Below are 16,145 nucleotides of genomic sequence, written 5' to 3'. Positions count from 1 at the left end.
GCCTCTTTTTTTATTTCTCCTCTTTGAACATTCAAATACACATGCCAACCGTCCAATCTGCTTGGAAAGCCAAGTTTCCGCAGCTCGCACTCATCCTGATTACCATGATTTGGGGTGCCAGTTTTATCACCGTGCAATACGGTTTAAATTTTAGCAGTCCCGTGCTGTTTGTCGGTCTACGTTTTGCCGCAGCAACACTGGCTGTGAGTCTTTTATCACTCAAATATCTTAGACACTTTTCTCAATATGATGTCATTGCGGGCGCAAGTATCGGCGCGGTGATTGCGATCGGCTATGCGACGCAAACAATCGGCCTGCAAAGCATCAGCAGCAGTGAATCGGCTTTTTTAACAGCGCTGTATGTACCGCTGGTGCCGATTTTTATGTGGCTCTGTTTTCGGCATAAACCGCATGTAATGACATGGCTGGGTGTGTGTTTGGCTTTTGTTGGTTTGGTCTTTTTAACTGGTAATGGTTTTGGCGCTATTCAGCTCAATTTTGGACAAATCATTACGCTGCTCGGTTCGATTGCCATTGCCTTTGAAATTATCTTGATCAGTTATTTTGCGCCCCGCGTCAATCTGCGCAGAGTGACGGTTCTACAACTGGCATTTGCCTCACTGTTCTGTTTTTGCTTTGCTCCACTGGTAGGTGAAAACACATTGCCCAAATTTGAATGGCCATTAATCGCTGTACTGTGCGGATTGGGGCTGGCCAGCGCCGTGATTCAACTGGTGATGAACTGGGCGCAGCGTATGGTTGATCCTGCACAGGCGGCAATCATCTATGCAGGTGAACCGGTTTGGGCCGCAATCATTGGGCGGCTTGCGGGTGAACGCTTAACACCGCTCGCTCTCATTGGCGGACTGTGTGTAGTGCTTGGTGTGATTGTGAGTGAATGGCGGCCGAAATGGTTAAAGAAACGCTAATTTCTGCATCCTCTATTAGATCAAAAAAGCGACTCATAAGGTCGCTTTTTTGATGCCAAGATTTTTATGCCAAAAAGTTTTGAACTCGCATTACTCATACATCGGTCGGTTGTCATTGACACGGATTAAACCTTTAATCGCGCGGTACACAATCCATAACCAAGACAGTCCGATCACCGTGACGCAGAAGGTACTCGCTCCCAGTGCTACACCTGCAAAAGCATTGGCATTATTGCCAGTAAAGAACAGAAAAATAAAAGGCACGAAAGCAATGATATTCCAAATGAGATACCACCAAAACGTACGGATCTGCCAAGTAAAATGGCTTTCAAAAATCGTGCCGCGCACATCACTGCGTTTGACGTAATTGATAATCAACGCGAGGACCGCAAGCAAGCCGGCAGAAAAAATCGCCACAATATAAAGAATATACAAAATAATCGTGAGCAGGCGGTTTGGATCTTTATCAATGGAATAATTCATTTCGCTCTCCGTCATGATGATTTTGCGGATCATTCCACCCTAGATATGCAGGATATTAAATGGTGAAATTAGCCATAAAATCAGTAATATGTTAAAGGCTATGGTACAGAAATATATTTTTCGAAACGGTTGTTTTTGTGTTTTATGCCGCAAACGTTGCTGAGCCAGCCATGCCGCCGGCCACCCACCTAAAAAAGACAAAAGATGCAGTGTATTTTCTGGCACACGTCGGTTCCCTATTTGCGCAGCTTCTTTATCTTGAGCATAGAACCAATAAGTCAGGACATTAATAATACTCACAAAAAGCAGCACTATGCCACTGAGTAAACCCGCCACAGATAAGCCCGCCAAGGCTAGGATATACACAATGCACAAGATTTGCATCGGCTGTGCCTGACGCGGCATCTGCACCACATTTTTTTTATTGGGACGTTGTGTAGCTTTGGTTTGTGAGGCTTTTAAATAATGCACTTGCTGCGCACGAAAGCGTCCGCGTTCGTCTAAGATCACAGCATAATCCAACGCGCAGCCCACGATTGGTCGTGGGCCGGGACGGGAAAAATCTTTAATGTGCAAAAATACGCGATCTTTGGTGCTATCGTTCGGTTGAATGAAGCCGTAGCCCTTGTCATCAAACCATTCTACTAAGCGTCCTTGATCACGCATGCTTTTCCCTCTCGTTGTTTTTAAAATTTATGCTGTGACGAATTTTAATCGTTCAATCAGCATATTACGCATTTCAGCAGGGTTTTTCTGCAAAATATCATCCCCTGTACGGCCTTCTGCAGCATTTTTCTGTGCCACCTGTAAACGCATCATCCAGAAGCGACCCGCCGCCATCGCCAAATATAACTCTAGGCATGATTTTTCATCTGCGGTTAATGGACGCACGCTTTCATAGGCATTTAAAAAGGCAATGGCTTTGTCTTCATTCAAATGTACATCAGGATATTCAGTACAAAAGTCATTTAAAGTAATAGCAATATCAAACAAGAGTTCGTCTTTGTTTAACTCATAAAAGTCTAAAATGCCGTTGAGTTGATCGCCGTCAAATAGAGTATTGTCACGGAACAGATCAGAATGAATAAAACCGGTAGGACGGTCTGGATACATCGCCGTTAAGATGTCATATAAGCCCAACAGATTGTTAAGTAACGTGGTATCTGCTTCATTTAATGTTGGACGAATATCACGTGAAACTTGTAACCAATAAGCATGATCACGATATTCTGCACGTTCCAAAGGGAAATCTTGTAAAGCCACATGCATTTTCGCTTGGGCTACAGCAATCGCTTCTGCTTGCGCTAAGCTCGCAGGCATGGGATGTTGACCTTGCATGCGTGGCGCAATCTGTGCAGGTTTATCCTTTAAGCTATTAATCGCTTTACCCGAATGATTCAGTGGTACAGGCACAGCTAGACCAGCCTGCCCCAAGTGTTCGAGTACAGGCACCAATTCCCCTGCACCTTGCTCGTCCATCTCTTCAAAAACGGTTAATACATACTGCGTGCCATTTTCGCAAACAATAAAATAGTTGGTATTTTGAATACCGCCTTGAATCGGAATCAGGTCAATCACCTCCAGTCCATAAGGTGCTGCAAAATCCTGAACTTCCTTTAAAGTCAAAGTGGTATAAACCGACATAGAAAACCTGCGAAAAAACTTACATATTTTTGATAGAATAACCGCTCCGACTACTAAGGTGTAGCATCTAAGTCGCGAAGTTTCATAATCGGCTGTTATTTTTGGAAAAAATTATGCTTGCTAAACGTATTATTCCTTGCCTCGACGTGGACAACGGTCGTGTAGTGAAAGGTGTTCAATTTCTTGATATTCGTGATGCAGGCGATCCAGTTGAAGTTGCACGCCGTTATAACGAACAAGGTGCGGACGAAATTACCTTCTTAGACATTACCGCAACCTCAAATGGTCGTGATACCACTTACCGTACAGTAGAGCGTATGGCTGAGTCTGTATTTGTGCCATTAACAGTCGGTGGTGGCGTGCGTAAAGTAGAAGATATCCGCCTGTTATTAAATGCCGGTGCGGACAAAGTTTCGATTAACTCTGCGGCTATTTATAACCCTGAATTTGTACAAGAAGCCTCTCAGCGTTTTGGCGCACAGTGTATTGTGGTTGCTATTGATGCGAAAAAAACCGGCGACAATAAATGGGAAATTTTCACCCACGGTGGTCGTAAAGAAACCGGTATCGATGCCATCGAATGGGCAGTAAAAATGGCGGACTTCGGTGCAGGTGAATTACTCATCACCTCCATGGATGCCGATGGAACCAAAGCCGGTTATGACCTTGAACTGATGCGTAATATCAATGACCGTGTGACCATTCCAACCATTGCTTCTGGTGGTGTCGGTAATCTACAACATTTGGCCGATGGTATTTTAAAAGGTGGTGCAGATGCAGTTCTGGCAGCCTCTATTTTCCACTTTGGTCAACACACCATTCCTGAAGCGAAAAAATATCTAGCAGAACAAGGCATTGAAATGCGTCTTTAATTGATTCATTTTCAATGAGGATTGAAAAAGAGCGATGATTCGCTCTTTTTTTTGCTTTGGTGTTTTTGATGCAACAACATGGAGTTACAGCAGAGCATCGCCCATGCAATTGATTTACTATAGACATAAAAAAAGGAGCCTTGTCGGCTCCTATAAACCAAGAAAAACTACAGCACTTGGTCTGATACTTAAAACAAATGAAAAAATATACATAGCAACTTCATCAATCAACTCGTCGTGTACAAGCCTTTTGATCATTTAAATATAGGGCATTTGCACTGCATTTGATTGACAGTAGATTCATAATTTATTGACAAATTGCGACAATTCAATTGAATGGCAACGCTTGTTGTCAAAACGCACAGTGCATTCATATTAGACCGTTTCAAGCAGTGCAACTGGCTTTTCACGCTCAGCCACCCACTTTGCAGGAAATACCCGATTGACCCAGTGTGACAATGGCTTGGCAATCTCTGTCGGTAGTAGCACACCCAGTGGATTCTGTTCCTGTAATTTCGCCGAGGAGATCACCCGAGTTCCTAAAATATAATCAAACCACGGCTTAGTCACACACCAGTTGGCATCCTGATTTGAATTCATATGGTGGTCATAGTGCCATGGAATTTTTTTCATCGCCCACTCTGGCTCAAGATGTGCGCGACGATGGATATAATAATAATTCCCTGCGCAATACAGCACTGCCAAGCTCATTCCTTTCGACACAGGATAAAATAACGGCGTAAATACACCTGCAACTATAGCCAAAGATATAATTTCATTTTTCGTGCGCCAGTTCTGTACACCTTCAACATAGCCATGATCATGAAAATCTGTTTTTCGAACTTCACGATGATGTTCCCAATGTGATTTCATGCTTTTCGGTACTGGACTAAAACGTGGCTTGCCTGACCGATGTGTCCCATGCAAAACATATTTATGTGCGAACCATTCAAAGGCATTGGCGACGACCAACCCTGCAATAAAACCTTTTAACATGACCAATATCTCCTTTTCTTAGCTCCACTATAGGTAATGAAAAGGGCTAGATATTGACCGTTTTTTTTAATATTATTGACAAAACACGACAAAATTTAGAATTAAAAAAATATGCAACAACTCAAGGACTATACAGGATCAGTCTATGGAGGACTGGGCCATTTGCTCTATGCTTATCACCAAGCTCAAGGCATTGCTATTCCTGAAAAATTGAATAAAGTTCAAAACTTAGAGCGTTTTGATTATGCCATTTGGCGTGATTTATTGATGGATTTAGATCAAAAGATCCAAAAGCCGGCGCTGGGTTTAGAAATTGCTGAACATGTGCAACCCCAACATATTGGCATTATTGCGTATATTGCCCTGTCCTGTGAAAACTTGGGCGAAGCGCTGCTCCGCTACCATGATTTTCATCGCTTAATCTTCGATGGCAGTCCATTGCTGATTGATATTCAAAATGATTTTTTTTCGATCGGTTGGAATGATTTACCCATGAATATGGCCAATCAATTGACCGATGAAATTGCGATTGCGTTAATGCTGCAGTTTCTAAAATTATTCATGCGTTTTGAAGATATCAATTTACACGAAGTGCATTTTCATAATCCTGCACCGAAAAATGTCGCTCAGTATGAGCAATATTTTCGCTGCAAAGTTCGTTTTTCCCAAGAAAAGTCGAAGGTTATTGTTCCCATTCAAGAACTGTCTCGTCCTTTTTCCCAAGGCGATCAGACCTTACAAAAACTGTTAATGCAACAGGCACAGTCTTTATTAGAAAAACTGCCAAATACCACGCAAATCGACCAACGCTTACAGCAAGCCATCTTAATGGGTTTGCAAAAAAATCAGTTCCAAATTGAACATGTCGCTACGCAACTCAATCTTTCCGTCCGACAATTACAACGCCATTTACAACAACAAGGCAGCACCTATCAGCAGCGTATGCAGGAAGTCCGCTGCATGATGGCTGAAGAATTTTTAAGAGACCCGCATTTAAGTTTGCAGGAAATTGCGCTACTGCTGGGTTATTCAGAACAGAGTGCATTTCAACGTGCGTTTAAACAATGGCGAAACTTAACCCCACAGCAATGGCGCTTATCGCAAATTGAAGCAGCAAGTTAAAAATGTGACACAGTTATCATTTTAAATGTTGTGATTTTCAGCAAAATCTATTAAATCTATGCATATTCAATAAATGAATAAAACAACACTTCACAACTAGATTGCACTCATGCTGAGTGAAAGATTGAAAATCTATTCCAAATGACAAAAACAAATGGAGTTTTAAATGAATAAATATTTAGCAGAACTGATCGGTACCTTTTGGCTGGTCTTTGGTGGTTGTGGTAGTGCTGTCTTGGCTGCGGCCTTTCCTGAACTTGGCATTGGCTTCGCTGGCGTGGCACTGGCCTTCGGTCTAACCGTATTGACGGCTGCTTATGCGCTGGGTCATATCTCAGGGGGACATTTTAACCCTGCCGTGAGTATCGGATTGTGGGCTGGCGGTCGTTTTGAAGCGAAAGAACTGGCTCCCTATATTATTTCTCAATTGCTGGGTGCAACCCTCGCCGCATTTATTCTATTCATCATTGTGCAAGGTCAGGCCGGATTTACCGGCGTCGGCGGTTTTGCCACCAATGGGTATGATGAATTATCTCCGGGCAAATACTCTATGCTCTCAGCCTTAATCATTGAAATTGTGCTGACGGCTGGCTTTCTGATTGTGATCATGGGAGCAACGGATAAACGTGCCCCTGCTGGATTTGCCCCAATTGCGATCGGTCTTGCGCTTACATTGATCCATCTCATCAGCATTCCCGTCACCAATACTTCAGTCAACCCAGCGCGTAGTATGGGTGTCGCATTCTTTGCTGAAACTGCTGCGCTGTCACAAGTTTGGCTGTTTTGGGTAGCCCCTATCATTGGCGCGGTGATTGGTGCGGTCATCTATAAACTGATGGCAAAAGACGCATAAATAGAAAAATACGCCACAAAAAAAGCTCACAACCTGTGAGCTTTTTTTCATTCATCCCAAATTGAGCATTGCTTCCTTCGACAGCCGATGACACAGCATTAAAGAAATGGATTTTCTACTTCGTTTTCTTCACCGCCCTGCGCTATTTTTTCAGCTAAGTTGGTTTCTGCCTCAAGCGTGGTCACCACATCATTGAAAAATGCCTGTAAAGCTTTCGCTGCAGCTAATCCAGCTTGGTCTTTCGTCACCTGTAGGTTTCCATAAATATTAATTCGATCTTGGCCATTTTCTAGTGTTAAGTCATGAATTGCATGCGACGCTGTGTCATTTTCAAATGCTTTAAACATGTTAGATATCCTTCTTTTTTGTTGTAGTGATGCAGCAATAGAAATACGTGAAAAAGATTTCAACTGCAAGCAATGATCCTCTTCATCACTCGCAGTTCAGCGCTATTAGCTGCTCGATTATTTCAAAATTTGTAGCAGATATTGCAAAATTTCTTCAATCAATTGTTTGACCAAGGCATCTTGATTGTTGTCATTTTCACTGCTTGCCGTGGAAGTCCCACCCACGGATCCACCACTCGATTTAAAGTCTTTTTGCAAACTTAAAATCTTGTCTTCTGCGACATCTGCAGCACACTGGCTTTCAGCATCCCAATGCAAATAAGCGATATCTTGATTTGCTTTTACTTGGGTGGCTTTGAGTGGCAAACGGTAGGTATTACGCTTTTGGTCTTCGGTTAATTCTGGAAAGAAATTAATTCCAGTCAGTTCTTCTAGCGCACAAATACTCATGACTTTGACTGTCGGTGCCGTATCTCGCAAGGTATTGTCTGCATAGTACACGCCTGCAACACCTTTTTTCGGCAAATAGATCGCCTTATAAGTAGCGGTCGGCACAATGACCCCTTGCCCGATGGTTTTTAATTTTTTCGCACTGTATACCGGCCCCGTCACCACATAGACATCTTGCTTTTGTTTGGTCACTATCGCCCGTGTGGCTTCTTCTAACTCACGCCACACTTGCTGATTATTTTTTGGAGCTTGCGGCACCATATTGGCCAAAGAAAAACTGTCTAACTGCGCAGCTTTATTGGGCATATCGGCATTTGGCGCCATGTGTCCACGGTCATAGCCTGAAGATTTATAGTCTGAAAGCAAAGCCCGATATTCAGACGGCACGCGAGTCTCTTCATGAAAGTTATCTTCACGCGGAATTTTTTGACTCAGGCGTGCGGGGGTTAATGCTTCTGCAACCCAAAGCGGTGTCTTGGATATCCCTGAATACATGACATTAAAGCCATTAAAACACAGTGGAAAACTGTTTTTATGTAGGCTTTCACGGACCAAATAAGGTGGCACTTCACGATAAAATTGGTCCAAACAGGCGCTATTTGAAGTGCTGCTCATAGAAACAAGTTGTTGAATTTTTTCTTGCCCGAAAGCAATAGCAAAGCTTCCTGTTGCCACCAGACCCAACAGCACTTTTATGCCATTTTGCCCAAATAACTGTGAAAGCGGATTTGCTGAATTGCGTTTCTTTTTGACCATGACTTACAACAATGACTTCTAAAAGGACTATTTTTCCGCAGCTTAGCAAGGGTGCAAATTTTAGTACACTTTTCTTTTTTAATTTGCTTAACAATCACACAAATATTGTTTAACAAAGCAGCAGTTGATGTAACTTTATGTCGCAGTTGTGCAGTTCTTTATAGGAGGTCATGAAGCAGTTGCGTATGTTTCATTGAATTCGCCTCAAGAATTATGACAAGGTAAAAATACGAAAAATTGCGATAAAAATATACGGAGTGATTATGCATTCTAAAATTTTAGGTTTAGGTTTAATTTCAGGTTTAATGAGCGCAGCAGCATTTGCAGAACCGCCGATTCAACCCGGTGATACATTAGAAAGCTTATCTAAAGTCAAAATTGTGACCACCGTGAATGGTCAACCTGGTTCCATTCAGGACTTAGTTTCAAGTGGCCAAGTTCAATTGGTTGAAGCTCCTGCCGGACAAGTCAATGCCGCTGCAACAGAACAGCCCTTAAACCCTGAACAGGCTCAGGCAAACCAAATCGATCCGAATGCCCCTGCAGTCCCTGCAAATGCTGAACAAGCAGTGACTGAAGCGGAAAATGCACTCGCAAATGAACAGCAAAGTGTAGCTGCTGCACCTACAGAGCAGTCCGTTCCAACTGAACAAACAGCAGTGGCCAATACACCTGAAGCCGTTATAACTGAAGCACCTGTGGAAACAGCACAGCAAGCACCTGAAGCCGTAGCAACGGATGCCAATGCTGCGCCAGTCATTGCCTCTTCTGCAGAAGCGCCAGTGAATGCCGATAGCGCATCGGCTGCATTGCCTGAAGCTCCTCAAGCACAACAAGATGCTTTTATGGCAGCACCTGAAACTCAAAGTGCAAATCCTGCAGATGCATCAATTCAAGCCAACCCAGAAGCACCTGTTGCTGACGAAGCCATCCAAGCTGCGCCTGAAGCCTCTGCAGATGTAGACGCGACAATCAACTAATCAGCGTATTTTCAAGGATGAAATAACGCAACATCTTCATTCTGTTGCTTTGCTCGCATACTCCTCCCAGGAAAAAGCAACAGAATGATCTCTATGTCTTTGGACTAAAAAAATTCAATTATTACAGATAAAAAAGCCAGAATTGATCTGGCTTTTTCATGTTTAACTTTTAAATCTATGCCTAAAAGTTCAATCTACGTCTTAAATTTCAATCTGACTGCCCAACTCAACCACACGGTTGGTTGGAATTTGATAAAAATCGCTGACTGGACTGGTATTTCGCTGCATAGAGATAAACAGCTTTTCTCGCCAAGGTGCCATGCCTTCACCCAAGGTATGAATAATACGGTCTCTGGAAATAAAGAAACTGATTTGCATTAGATCAAATTCAAAGCCCAATTCACGATACGCATGTTCCAAAGCGGCAGGAATATTCGGCTGGTCTTTAAACCCATAAAACATCGTGATTCGATAGAATCGATCATCAAGTTTTTCCGTGATCACCCGCTCATTTTCGGGTACAAATGGCACATCTCGGGTGTTGACCGTAACCATAATATTGCGTTCATGCAGAACTTTGTTGTGCTTGATATTATGCAACATGGCATGAGGCACGATCTCAGGCGTTCCTGTCAAGAATACCGCATCACCTGGAACAAACTTGGTTTCACTACCCATGCTGACACTGCGAATAAACAGGTCAATAGGCAAAGCATCTTTACCGAGTCGATTGAGCACCAATGCCCGACCATCTTTCCACGTCATTAAAATCGTAAACAATACCGCACCAATCAGGATTGGAACCCAACCGCCCGCTGCGATTTTTAATGATGTCGATGCAACAAAGATCAAATCAATCAATAAAAATGGCACGGCAAATATTGCCACTTTCCAAACCGGCCAACGCCATAAACCATAAGCCAAAACTGAGATCAAAATCGTACCGCAGAGCATGGTCATGGTCACAGCTACGCCATACGCACTGGCCAAATTCGCACTGTTTTCAAACAGCAAGATCAAGATCAGCACCGAGATAAACAATGCCCAGTTAATAAATGGCAAATAAATCTGACCACGTTCAACTTCAGAGGTATGTTTCACTGTCAAACGCGGCAAATAACGCAATTGAATCGCCTGATTGACCATAGAAAACACCCCTGTGATCACCGCTTGAGAGGCAATCACCGCGGCCGCTGTCGCCAAAGCAATCATTGGATACAGTGCCCATTCTGGGATCAGCATATAGAATGGATTGGCTAGAGCTTCTGGATTACGCAGTAGCAAAGCACCTTGGCCCGCATAGTTCAACAACAAGCACGGCATCACCACAATAAACCATGCCAAGCGGATTGGGAGTCGGCCAAAATGCCCCATATCGGCATAGATTGCCTCACCACCTGTCATCGTTAAGATGACCGCACCCATGGTCAGGAATGCAACATAGGGCTGCTGAACCACAAAATTGAAAGCCCAATGCGGACTGATCATGGTCAACACAAATGGCGTTTGTGAAATACTCCATAGTCCAAAACCACCAATGGATAAAAACCACATGAGCGTCAATGGACCAAAGAATTTACCCATCGTGCCTGTGCCATGACGTTGCACTAAAAATAGCCCCGCCAAAATACCAATCGATAAGGGTTGCAGCCATTGGTTAAACATCGGCGTCGCAATACTTAAACCTTCAATCGCAGATAACACGGAGATTGCGGGGGTAATGATCCCATCACCAAAGAACAAAGATGCCCCAATAAAGCCAAGGGCGATCAGGTAGATTTTTTTGTTTTCGGCAATTCGTGTGGTTCGTAGATTCAAGGCCAACAGCGACATAATACCGCCCTCGCCATTGTTATCTGCGCGCATAATGATGCTGACGTATTTAAAACTAATCGTCAGCATGATGCACCAGAAAATCAGGGACAGAATACCCAGCACAGACGCTTCGCTAATCGCCAAGTGTGCTGTGAGAAAACATTGGCGCAGCGCATATAACGGGCTCGTTCCAATGTCTCCGAATACTACGCCCAAAGCTGCCAAGGTGATGGCAGGCAATGCGGCTTTTTGTGCAGTACTTTGCATATAATTGTCTTCAATTTAGACAGGATTTTTGCGAATCATAGCACCGCTCAAGATGTTTTTGTCTAATTCAATTGTTTCTCTTGGCAGAATATATTTTTTTCGCTATTATCCACCGCGCAAAAGGTGAAGTGTCCGAGTGGCTGAAGGAGCACGCCTGGAAAGTGTGTAAACGTTTATAGCGTTTCGAGGGTTCGAATCCCTCTTTCACCGCCAGAATAAACTGCAATGCCAAGCAGAATGAAGGTCTAAATTGATAAAATTTAGGCCTTTTTTAATTTTATTGTCCTCAATATTAAATATTTCTACCTAATTGATCTTTAAACTTTTTGGCTTAATGACATCACAATATTTGAGTCCTGATTGATGGATTTAATTCACACGTTTTTTTCCTAATGCACGACTTATGGATTTTTTATTGGCAGCAAGAAAGACACGTTTATTTACAAATACAAATTTTATATTCTAAAGACAATTACTTAAGCCTGTGCTAAAAATTAATCATCCTCTCAATATAGGCACTATTCAAAAAATTATTCATTAATTTAAACATCATAGAACTGAAACGCGATTGCGGTACTTTTAACTTGATCAACGAAAAACTTAAAAAACACCTTTCATATATCACTGCTATTCCGGAGAGAACATGAATAACAGCCAGAACTATGTTAAGCAGATCAAGAACGCCAAACGTGGTGGCTATACCCCAACCCTTGCCAAAGACATCAATAAACATAAAATTCAAAAAGCACAGCGTCTGATTGACGAATGGCGAAAGCTCGCCAATGAACTCCGCCCCCAAATGCAACTGGAGATGGCATATACACTTGAAGAATGCGCACAGGATCTAGACCAAATTTTAAGAATGAAATAGCACCCAACATTCATCTATCCTACTTTTTCGCCCACATCTTGTGGGCGAAATATTACCTAATTTTATTTCTCTGGTTTTTAGAGCCAAACATCGGTCGAATGCTGAATAAATCAAACGTATAAATTACATTCGATTTGCTGTTTTTTTAACTTGCACCACTTCAAAAAATCTGTAGAATGCATTCCACAACGCCGGCATAGCTCAGTTGGTAGAGCAACTGACTTGTAATCAGTAGGTCCACAGTTCGAATCCGTGTGCCGGCACCATTTCTTAGCCTCGCTTTTTAGTGAGGCTTTGATGTTTTTAGAGCCGCTCTTTTATGGCTTCCTCGCGCTAATCTGCACATAACGAATCAGCCCGTCTCGATACAACTTTTCGCACAATTTTGCCGTCATCTTGATTTTGAATTGATCCACATGACTCAGGCTCATCTGACTTTTTTGTTCTTGAATATAATCGGCAAAACCCTGAAATACGAATTCGCTGATATCTTCAATCTGGATATTTTCGAAACCTGCCTGTTGCACTTGGTGTTGTAAATTTTGCTTTGAATTTAAATTTTTCAAATTCACATCTGCAGCTTTCAACAGACTTTGATATTTCAGTCGCTGTAATGAATTTAAATTCAAAAACGCATCGGATAACATTAAATAGTGAAAAGCAAAGCGTCCTTTTGAATTCAAAACATCAACCACTGATAAAAGCAATAAATTCAAATCACTATGATACGCAGCATCAATACACAGTACGGCATCCATACAGTTTTGTGGATAAATATTTTTTAAATTCAAAAATGAATCTTGTTGTATTTTGATTTTTGAATTTAAATTTTTTTGGATTTTTTCCACACATTCGGTTTGCAATTCGACTGCGGATAAGTTTTGAATTTGAAAATGTTCCATCCAAAAAACCAAGCTCGCGCCCTGCCCACAACCAAGGTCTAAAACACGATCTTTAGATTTTAATTGAATGGATTCGGCAAGATGGAAAGCGAGTTTTTGACAGGCTGCAGGATAGGATGATTTTGCATCATCCCAATAGCCCAAATTACTCCAAGCAAGTTCCGCATCATCTCCGAGTAGTCGACTGTTAATCGCATATTTATGGCTAGGGACGTACTGACGAATTGCTTGAAGCCATTTCATGTTAGTAACCGAGTTGAGGGGCAACCTCCACTTTAGGTTTTAAACCCACAAACGGCAATGGCGCACCAAAAATTTCTGCAATATGCATAGCAGACGTTACCGCGGACTCTAAAATCGGCAGACCATCGCAAGACCATGAGCCACAAAAGAAGACTTTACGCTCAGGGGATAAATGTCGTTGCTGTAACTCTTTATTCAGCGCCACCGTATGTGAATCCACCACTGCGCGTGTCAAACTGACCGAAGAGATCACTTTTTTAGGATCAATCGGTGTCACTGGTTGCCAAGTTTGGAACACTGGGGTTTTACCCACCAAGCTCGGCTCAATGGAGTTCAGCCACACGGTAAATTGCTGACGGGTAAATTTACGATCCATCATATAACTTAGTACAGACCAATCTTTGCGCTTCGGCGGCATCACGGTTTGATCGGTGTGAATCACCAACTGACCTTGCTCAAATTTAAATTTCTTTAAGAGCTCAATATCATCAGCAAACTGGGTTGGATCTAAAAATTCTTCCGTTTTGGTGGTTGGTGTCGCAACAACCACGCGATCGAATAGATGATGTGCTCCGGCCTCAGTTTCCACCAAGACTTTATCGTCTTGCTCGTGCACTTTGGTAATTGCCGTACCACTTTGAATATTTAAACCTTCAATCAGTTTATCAACCAACGCAGGTGTACCGCCTTGGATACGCAGCAAGGCATCACCATTGGTCAATTGACGCAAGAAAATCAACAGCGGTTTCGCAGGCCATTCGCCAATCGTTTTCGGATTACAGGTGCAAATGGTATACAACACAGGCATGACCGCACCATGCCAAAATACTTCTTCAATTTCATTTTTATTAATGAATTCAGCAAGCGTAATGTCCTGATTTTTTGATTTAAAAAATCGAGTGATCGCGGCTTTAAGTTGCAACATTCCTTTGACTAAACGCCAGCCATATTGTTGTAAGCCTTTACGGTTATTAATAATTGGGAAATTACCAATACGGCTACGACTAGTGGTCAACCACGTTTCTGTACGATCTTCAAAGAGCCAACTGCATGCCATATAGGTACGGACTGGGAAAGTTTTAATCCCTAAATGGGTCGCCAAACTTAAGGTATTTTTCCAGAGGTGTGGATTCATCACACGCAAAGGGGCATCGATTAAGCCGCCTTCAAACTCAGTGCTGTGGCTATCCATACCACGACCAGGCAGAGCTTCGAAAATTGTAATGTTATGCCCTGCGTCTTTAAGAATTCTTGCGGTAGCCAGCCCAGCCATGCCACTACCGATGACTGCAATTTCCAATTTTCTTTTCCATCTATAAAACACAGTTTAAAAGTATGACTGATCAGAAGTTAAAAATAGCTATTAAAAAATACCAGATTCGCATTTTTTGTATGGATTTCAGTACAGCGGTTTTTAAGTTAAATTTACAAATATTTACAGTCAAAAAGCACACAATTTAAGCTTTGTTTTTTAAACATATTTTTCTTTAAAATTTTAATTACCCCATAAAACCAAACAATTAAATTAACCATTTTTATAACTTTCGGTTTACTTTAAAGCCAAGTCTCGCTAAGATGCGCCACATAAGAAAGTGATAAATTCATCACAATTTATAAAAAGTAAAATGATATTTAAATCATGACAACTATAAATACTACAGCGCTTAATAAAAAAGCCTCTGACTATTCAGAGGCTTTTTTTTCGGCTATTTCAACGACATGATTTTCGCTTAAGCTTCATGCGCCAGCGCAATTTCACCAAATTTTCCGTTATTGAAATCATCAAAGGCTTGAATGATTTCAGCTTTGCTATTCATCACAAATGGGCCATAACCTTGAATCGGCTCATTTAGTGGCTCACCGCTAAGTAACAGAAATTGTGTGTCCTGCAACGCTTGTAGCTGAATGGCGATATCGTCTTTGGCAAACATGACCATCGAACTGTCTTGAACTTTATGGCTTTCATTCACCACAACCTCACCCTTCAAGACCACCAAAATGGTGTTATGCCCTTCAGGTACATGTAAGGTGGTTTCATATTGAGCTTTTAACTCACCATCCCAGACATTCACTGGACTAAAGGTCTGTGCTGGCCCAAGGTGACCACCCATTTCACCGGCAATCACCCGAATATGGCCTGCACCTTCATCCATGTCTATGCGTGGAATATCTTGGCGCGTGATCGCTTGATAACGAGGCTGAGTCATTTTGTCTTTTGCCGGTAAATTCACCCACAATTGAACCATCTCAAAAAGACCACCTGCTTGAGCAAATTCAGGCGAATGAAATTCTTCATGTACCAAACCCGAACCTGCGGTCATCCATTGCACATCACCCGTTTGAATTGTGCCGCCACCACCACTTGAGTCTTTATGAGTCACTTCACCGCTGTAGGCGATAGTCACAGTTTCAAAACCACGATGTGGATGTGAACCCACGCCATGCTGTGCAGTGGTGGGATCGAACTGATAAGGTGCCGCATAATCCAAAAGCAAAAATGGGCTAATGGCCTGACCTAGACGATCATAGGAGAATAAGCTTTTGACTGGAAAACCATCACCCACCCAATGCATTTGCTGATTACGATAAACACCAATTACTTTTTTCATTTCTTA

The 16,145-nt window shown here is 42.3% G+C and carries 16 protein-coding genes and 2 tRNA genes; 8 read left to right on the top strand and 10 right to left on the bottom strand.

Annotated elements, in window-relative coordinates; translation table 11 throughout:
* The first annotated feature begins 41 nt into the window (after positions 1–41).
* Positions 42–929: a DMT family transporter gene (locus FTT99_RS06065; RefSeq protein WP_180152987.1), complete on the top strand. Its 888-nt coding sequence runs from the start codon at positions 42–44 to the stop codon at positions 927–929.
* Between the two features lie 90 nt (positions 930–1,019).
* Here the strand turns inward: FTT99_RS06065 and FTT99_RS06060 are convergent, their stop codons facing one another.
* From FTT99_RS06060 to FTT99_RS06050, 3 genes are read right to left on the bottom strand one after another with little or no spacing between them, the layout of a single operon-like run.
* Entirely contained in the window at positions 1,020–1,412 is a 393-nt protein-coding gene (locus FTT99_RS06060; RefSeq protein ID WP_168378990.1) for a hypothetical protein, read from the bottom strand.
* Positions 1,413–1,451: 39 nt separating this feature from the next.
* Positions 1,452–2,078 carry a DUF1294 domain-containing protein gene (locus tag FTT99_RS06055; protein WP_180130466.1) on the bottom strand — a complete coding sequence of 209 codons (627 nt, stop codon included), beginning with the start codon at positions 2,076–2,078 and terminating at the stop codon, positions 1,452–1,454.
* A 27-nt stretch (positions 2,079–2,105) separates the two neighbouring features.
* Positions 2,106–3,056 (bottom strand): homoserine kinase, encoded by a 951-nt coding sequence (locus FTT99_RS06050; RefSeq protein WP_180130468.1) that lies wholly within the window; start codon positions 3,054–3,056, stop codon positions 2,106–2,108.
* A gap of 110 nt (positions 3,057–3,166) precedes the next feature.
* Here FTT99_RS06050 and hisF point away from each other — a divergent pair, with 110 nt between their 5' ends.
* The gene (gene hisF, locus FTT99_RS06045) at positions 3,167–3,928 is read left to right on the top strand and encodes an imidazole glycerol phosphate synthase subunit HisF (RefSeq protein ID WP_306674445.1); all 762 of its coding nucleotides are present in this window, start codon (positions 3,167–3,169) and stop codon (positions 3,926–3,928) included.
* A gap of 375 nt (positions 3,929–4,303) precedes the next feature.
* Here the strand turns inward: hisF and FTT99_RS06040 are convergent, their stop codons facing one another.
* On the bottom strand, positions 4,304–4,924 hold the full coding sequence (locus tag FTT99_RS06040; RefSeq protein ID WP_180130470.1) for a hypothetical protein: 621 nt from the start codon (positions 4,922–4,924) through the stop codon (positions 4,304–4,306).
* Positions 4,925–5,035: 111 nt separating this feature from the next.
* Here FTT99_RS06040 and FTT99_RS06035 point away from each other — a divergent pair, with 111 nt between their 5' ends.
* Together FTT99_RS06035 and aqpZ are read left to right on the top strand one after the other, a co-directional pair.
* Positions 5,036–6,046 (top strand): AraC family transcriptional regulator, encoded by a 1,011-nt coding sequence (locus tag FTT99_RS06035; RefSeq protein WP_180130472.1) that lies wholly within the window; start codon positions 5,036–5,038, stop codon positions 6,044–6,046.
* A gap of 166 nt (positions 6,047–6,212) precedes the next feature.
* The gene (aqpZ, locus tag FTT99_RS06030) at positions 6,213–6,899 is read left to right on the top strand and encodes an aquaporin Z (protein ID WP_180035460.1); all 687 of its coding nucleotides are present in this window, start codon (positions 6,213–6,215) and stop codon (positions 6,897–6,899) included.
* A gap of 98 nt (positions 6,900–6,997) precedes the next feature.
* Here the strand turns inward: aqpZ and FTT99_RS06025 are convergent, their stop codons facing one another.
* Together FTT99_RS06025 and FTT99_RS06020 are read right to left on the bottom strand one after the other, a co-directional pair.
* Positions 6,998–7,246: a hypothetical protein gene (locus FTT99_RS06025; protein WP_180002780.1), complete on the bottom strand. Its 249-nt coding sequence runs from the start codon at positions 7,244–7,246 to the stop codon at positions 6,998–7,000.
* Positions 7,247–7,363: 117 nt separating this feature from the next.
* Entirely contained in the window at positions 7,364–8,452 is a 1,089-nt protein-coding gene (locus tag FTT99_RS06020) for a DNA/RNA non-specific endonuclease (protein ID WP_180130474.1), read from the bottom strand.
* Positions 8,453–8,715: 263 nt separating this feature from the next.
* Here FTT99_RS06020 and FTT99_RS16610 point away from each other — a divergent pair, with 263 nt between their 5' ends.
* Positions 8,716–9,432 (top strand): hypothetical protein, encoded by a 717-nt coding sequence (locus tag FTT99_RS16610; protein ID WP_180116117.1) that lies wholly within the window; start codon positions 8,716–8,718, stop codon positions 9,430–9,432.
* A gap of 201 nt (positions 9,433–9,633) precedes the next feature.
* On the opposite strand, the gene FTT99_RS06010 is transcribed toward FTT99_RS16610, so the two are convergent.
* Positions 9,634–11,514: a potassium transporter Kup gene (locus tag FTT99_RS06010; protein ID WP_078193161.1), complete on the bottom strand. Its 1,881-nt coding sequence runs from the start codon at positions 11,512–11,514 to the stop codon at positions 9,634–9,636.
* A gap of 122 nt (positions 11,515–11,636) precedes the next feature.
* Here FTT99_RS06010 and FTT99_RS06005 point away from each other — a divergent pair.
* The 3 genes from FTT99_RS06005 (at position 11,637) to FTT99_RS05995 (ending at position 12,651) form a co-directional block, all read left to right on the top strand.
* Positions 11,637–11,727: transfer RNA gene (locus tag FTT99_RS06005), tRNA-Ser, on the top strand.
* A gap of 430 nt (positions 11,728–12,157) precedes the next feature.
* Complete coding sequence (locus FTT99_RS06000) at positions 12,158–12,385, top strand: hypothetical protein (protein ID WP_078190515.1); 228 nt, start codon at positions 12,158–12,160, stop codon at positions 12,383–12,385.
* A 190-nt stretch (positions 12,386–12,575) separates the two neighbouring features.
* Positions 12,576–12,651: transfer RNA gene (locus FTT99_RS05995), tRNA-Thr, on the top strand.
* 51 nt (positions 12,652–12,702) lie between these two features.
* Here the strand turns inward: FTT99_RS05995 and FTT99_RS05990 are convergent.
* The 3 genes from FTT99_RS05990 to FTT99_RS05980 form a co-directional block, all read right to left on the bottom strand.
* Positions 12,703–13,530: a cyclopropane-fatty-acyl-phospholipid synthase family protein gene (locus FTT99_RS05990; protein WP_180130476.1), complete on the bottom strand. Its 828-nt coding sequence runs from the start codon at positions 13,528–13,530 to the stop codon at positions 12,703–12,705.
* 1 nt (position 13,531) lies between these two features.
* Complete coding sequence (locus FTT99_RS05985) at positions 13,532–14,830, bottom strand: FAD-dependent oxidoreductase (protein ID WP_180035457.1); 1,299 nt, start codon at positions 14,828–14,830, stop codon at positions 13,532–13,534.
* A 430-nt stretch (positions 14,831–15,260) separates the two neighbouring features.
* A complete protein-coding gene (locus FTT99_RS05980; protein ID WP_078190517.1) occupies positions 15,261–16,139 on the bottom strand; it encodes a pirin family protein in 879 nt (292 codons plus the stop codon).
* Positions 16,140–16,145 lie beyond the last annotated feature (6 nt).

Origin of the sequence: Acinetobacter sp. YH12040, from assembly GCF_013420005.1 — a bacterium.
Classification (GTDB): Bacteria; Pseudomonadota; Gammaproteobacteria; order Pseudomonadales; family Moraxellaceae; genus Acinetobacter; species Acinetobacter amyesii.
Note: the sequence above shows the minus strand (reverse complement) of the source record. Positions and strands in the feature narration are given on the sequence as shown.

Bases quoted from the DNA above. Each gene is read 5' to 3' on its own strand.
- FTT99_RS06065 (WP_180152987.1), top strand. From the start codon at position 42: ATGCCAACCGTCCAATCTGCTTGGAAAGCCAAGTTTCCGCAGCTCGCA.
- FTT99_RS06060 (WP_168378990.1), bottom strand. From the start codon at position 1,412: ATGAATTATTCCATTGATAAAGATCCAAACCGCCTGCTCACGATTATT.
- FTT99_RS06055 (WP_180130466.1), bottom strand. From the start codon at position 2,078: ATGCGTGATCAAGGACGCTTAGTAGAATGGTTTGATGACAAGGGCTAC.
- FTT99_RS06050 (WP_180130468.1), bottom strand. From the start codon at position 3,056: ATGTCGGTTTATACCACTTTGACTTTAAAGGAAGTTCAGGATTTTGCA.
- FTT99_RS06040 (WP_180130470.1), bottom strand. From the start codon at position 4,924: ATGTTAAAAGGTTTTATTGCAGGGTTGGTCGTCGCCAATGCCTTTGAA.
- FTT99_RS06035 (WP_180130472.1), top strand. From the start codon at position 5,036: ATGCAACAACTCAAGGACTATACAGGATCAGTCTATGGAGGACTGGGC.
- aqpZ (WP_180035460.1), top strand. From the start codon at position 6,213: ATGAATAAATATTTAGCAGAACTGATCGGTACCTTTTGGCTGGTCTTT.
- FTT99_RS06025 (WP_180002780.1), bottom strand. From the start codon at position 7,246: ATGTTTAAAGCATTTGAAAATGACACAGCGTCGCATGCAATTCATGAC.
- FTT99_RS06020 (WP_180130474.1), bottom strand. From the start codon at position 8,452: ATGGTCAAAAAGAAACGCAATTCAGCAAATCCGCTTTCACAGTTATTT.
- FTT99_RS16610 (WP_180116117.1), top strand. From the start codon at position 8,716: ATGCATTCTAAAATTTTAGGTTTAGGTTTAATTTCAGGTTTAATGAGC.
- FTT99_RS06010 (WP_078193161.1), bottom strand. From the start codon at position 11,514: ATGCAAAGTACTGCACAAAAAGCCGCATTGCCTGCCATCACCTTGGCA.
- FTT99_RS06000 (WP_078190515.1), top strand. From the start codon at position 12,158: ATGAATAACAGCCAGAACTATGTTAAGCAGATCAAGAACGCCAAACGT.
- FTT99_RS05990 (WP_180130476.1), bottom strand. From the start codon at position 13,530: ATGAAATGGCTTCAAGCAATTCGTCAGTACGTCCCTAGCCATAAATAT.
- FTT99_RS05980 (WP_078190517.1), bottom strand. From the start codon at position 16,139: ATGAAAAAAGTAATTGGTGTTTATCGTAATCAGCAAATGCATTGGGTG.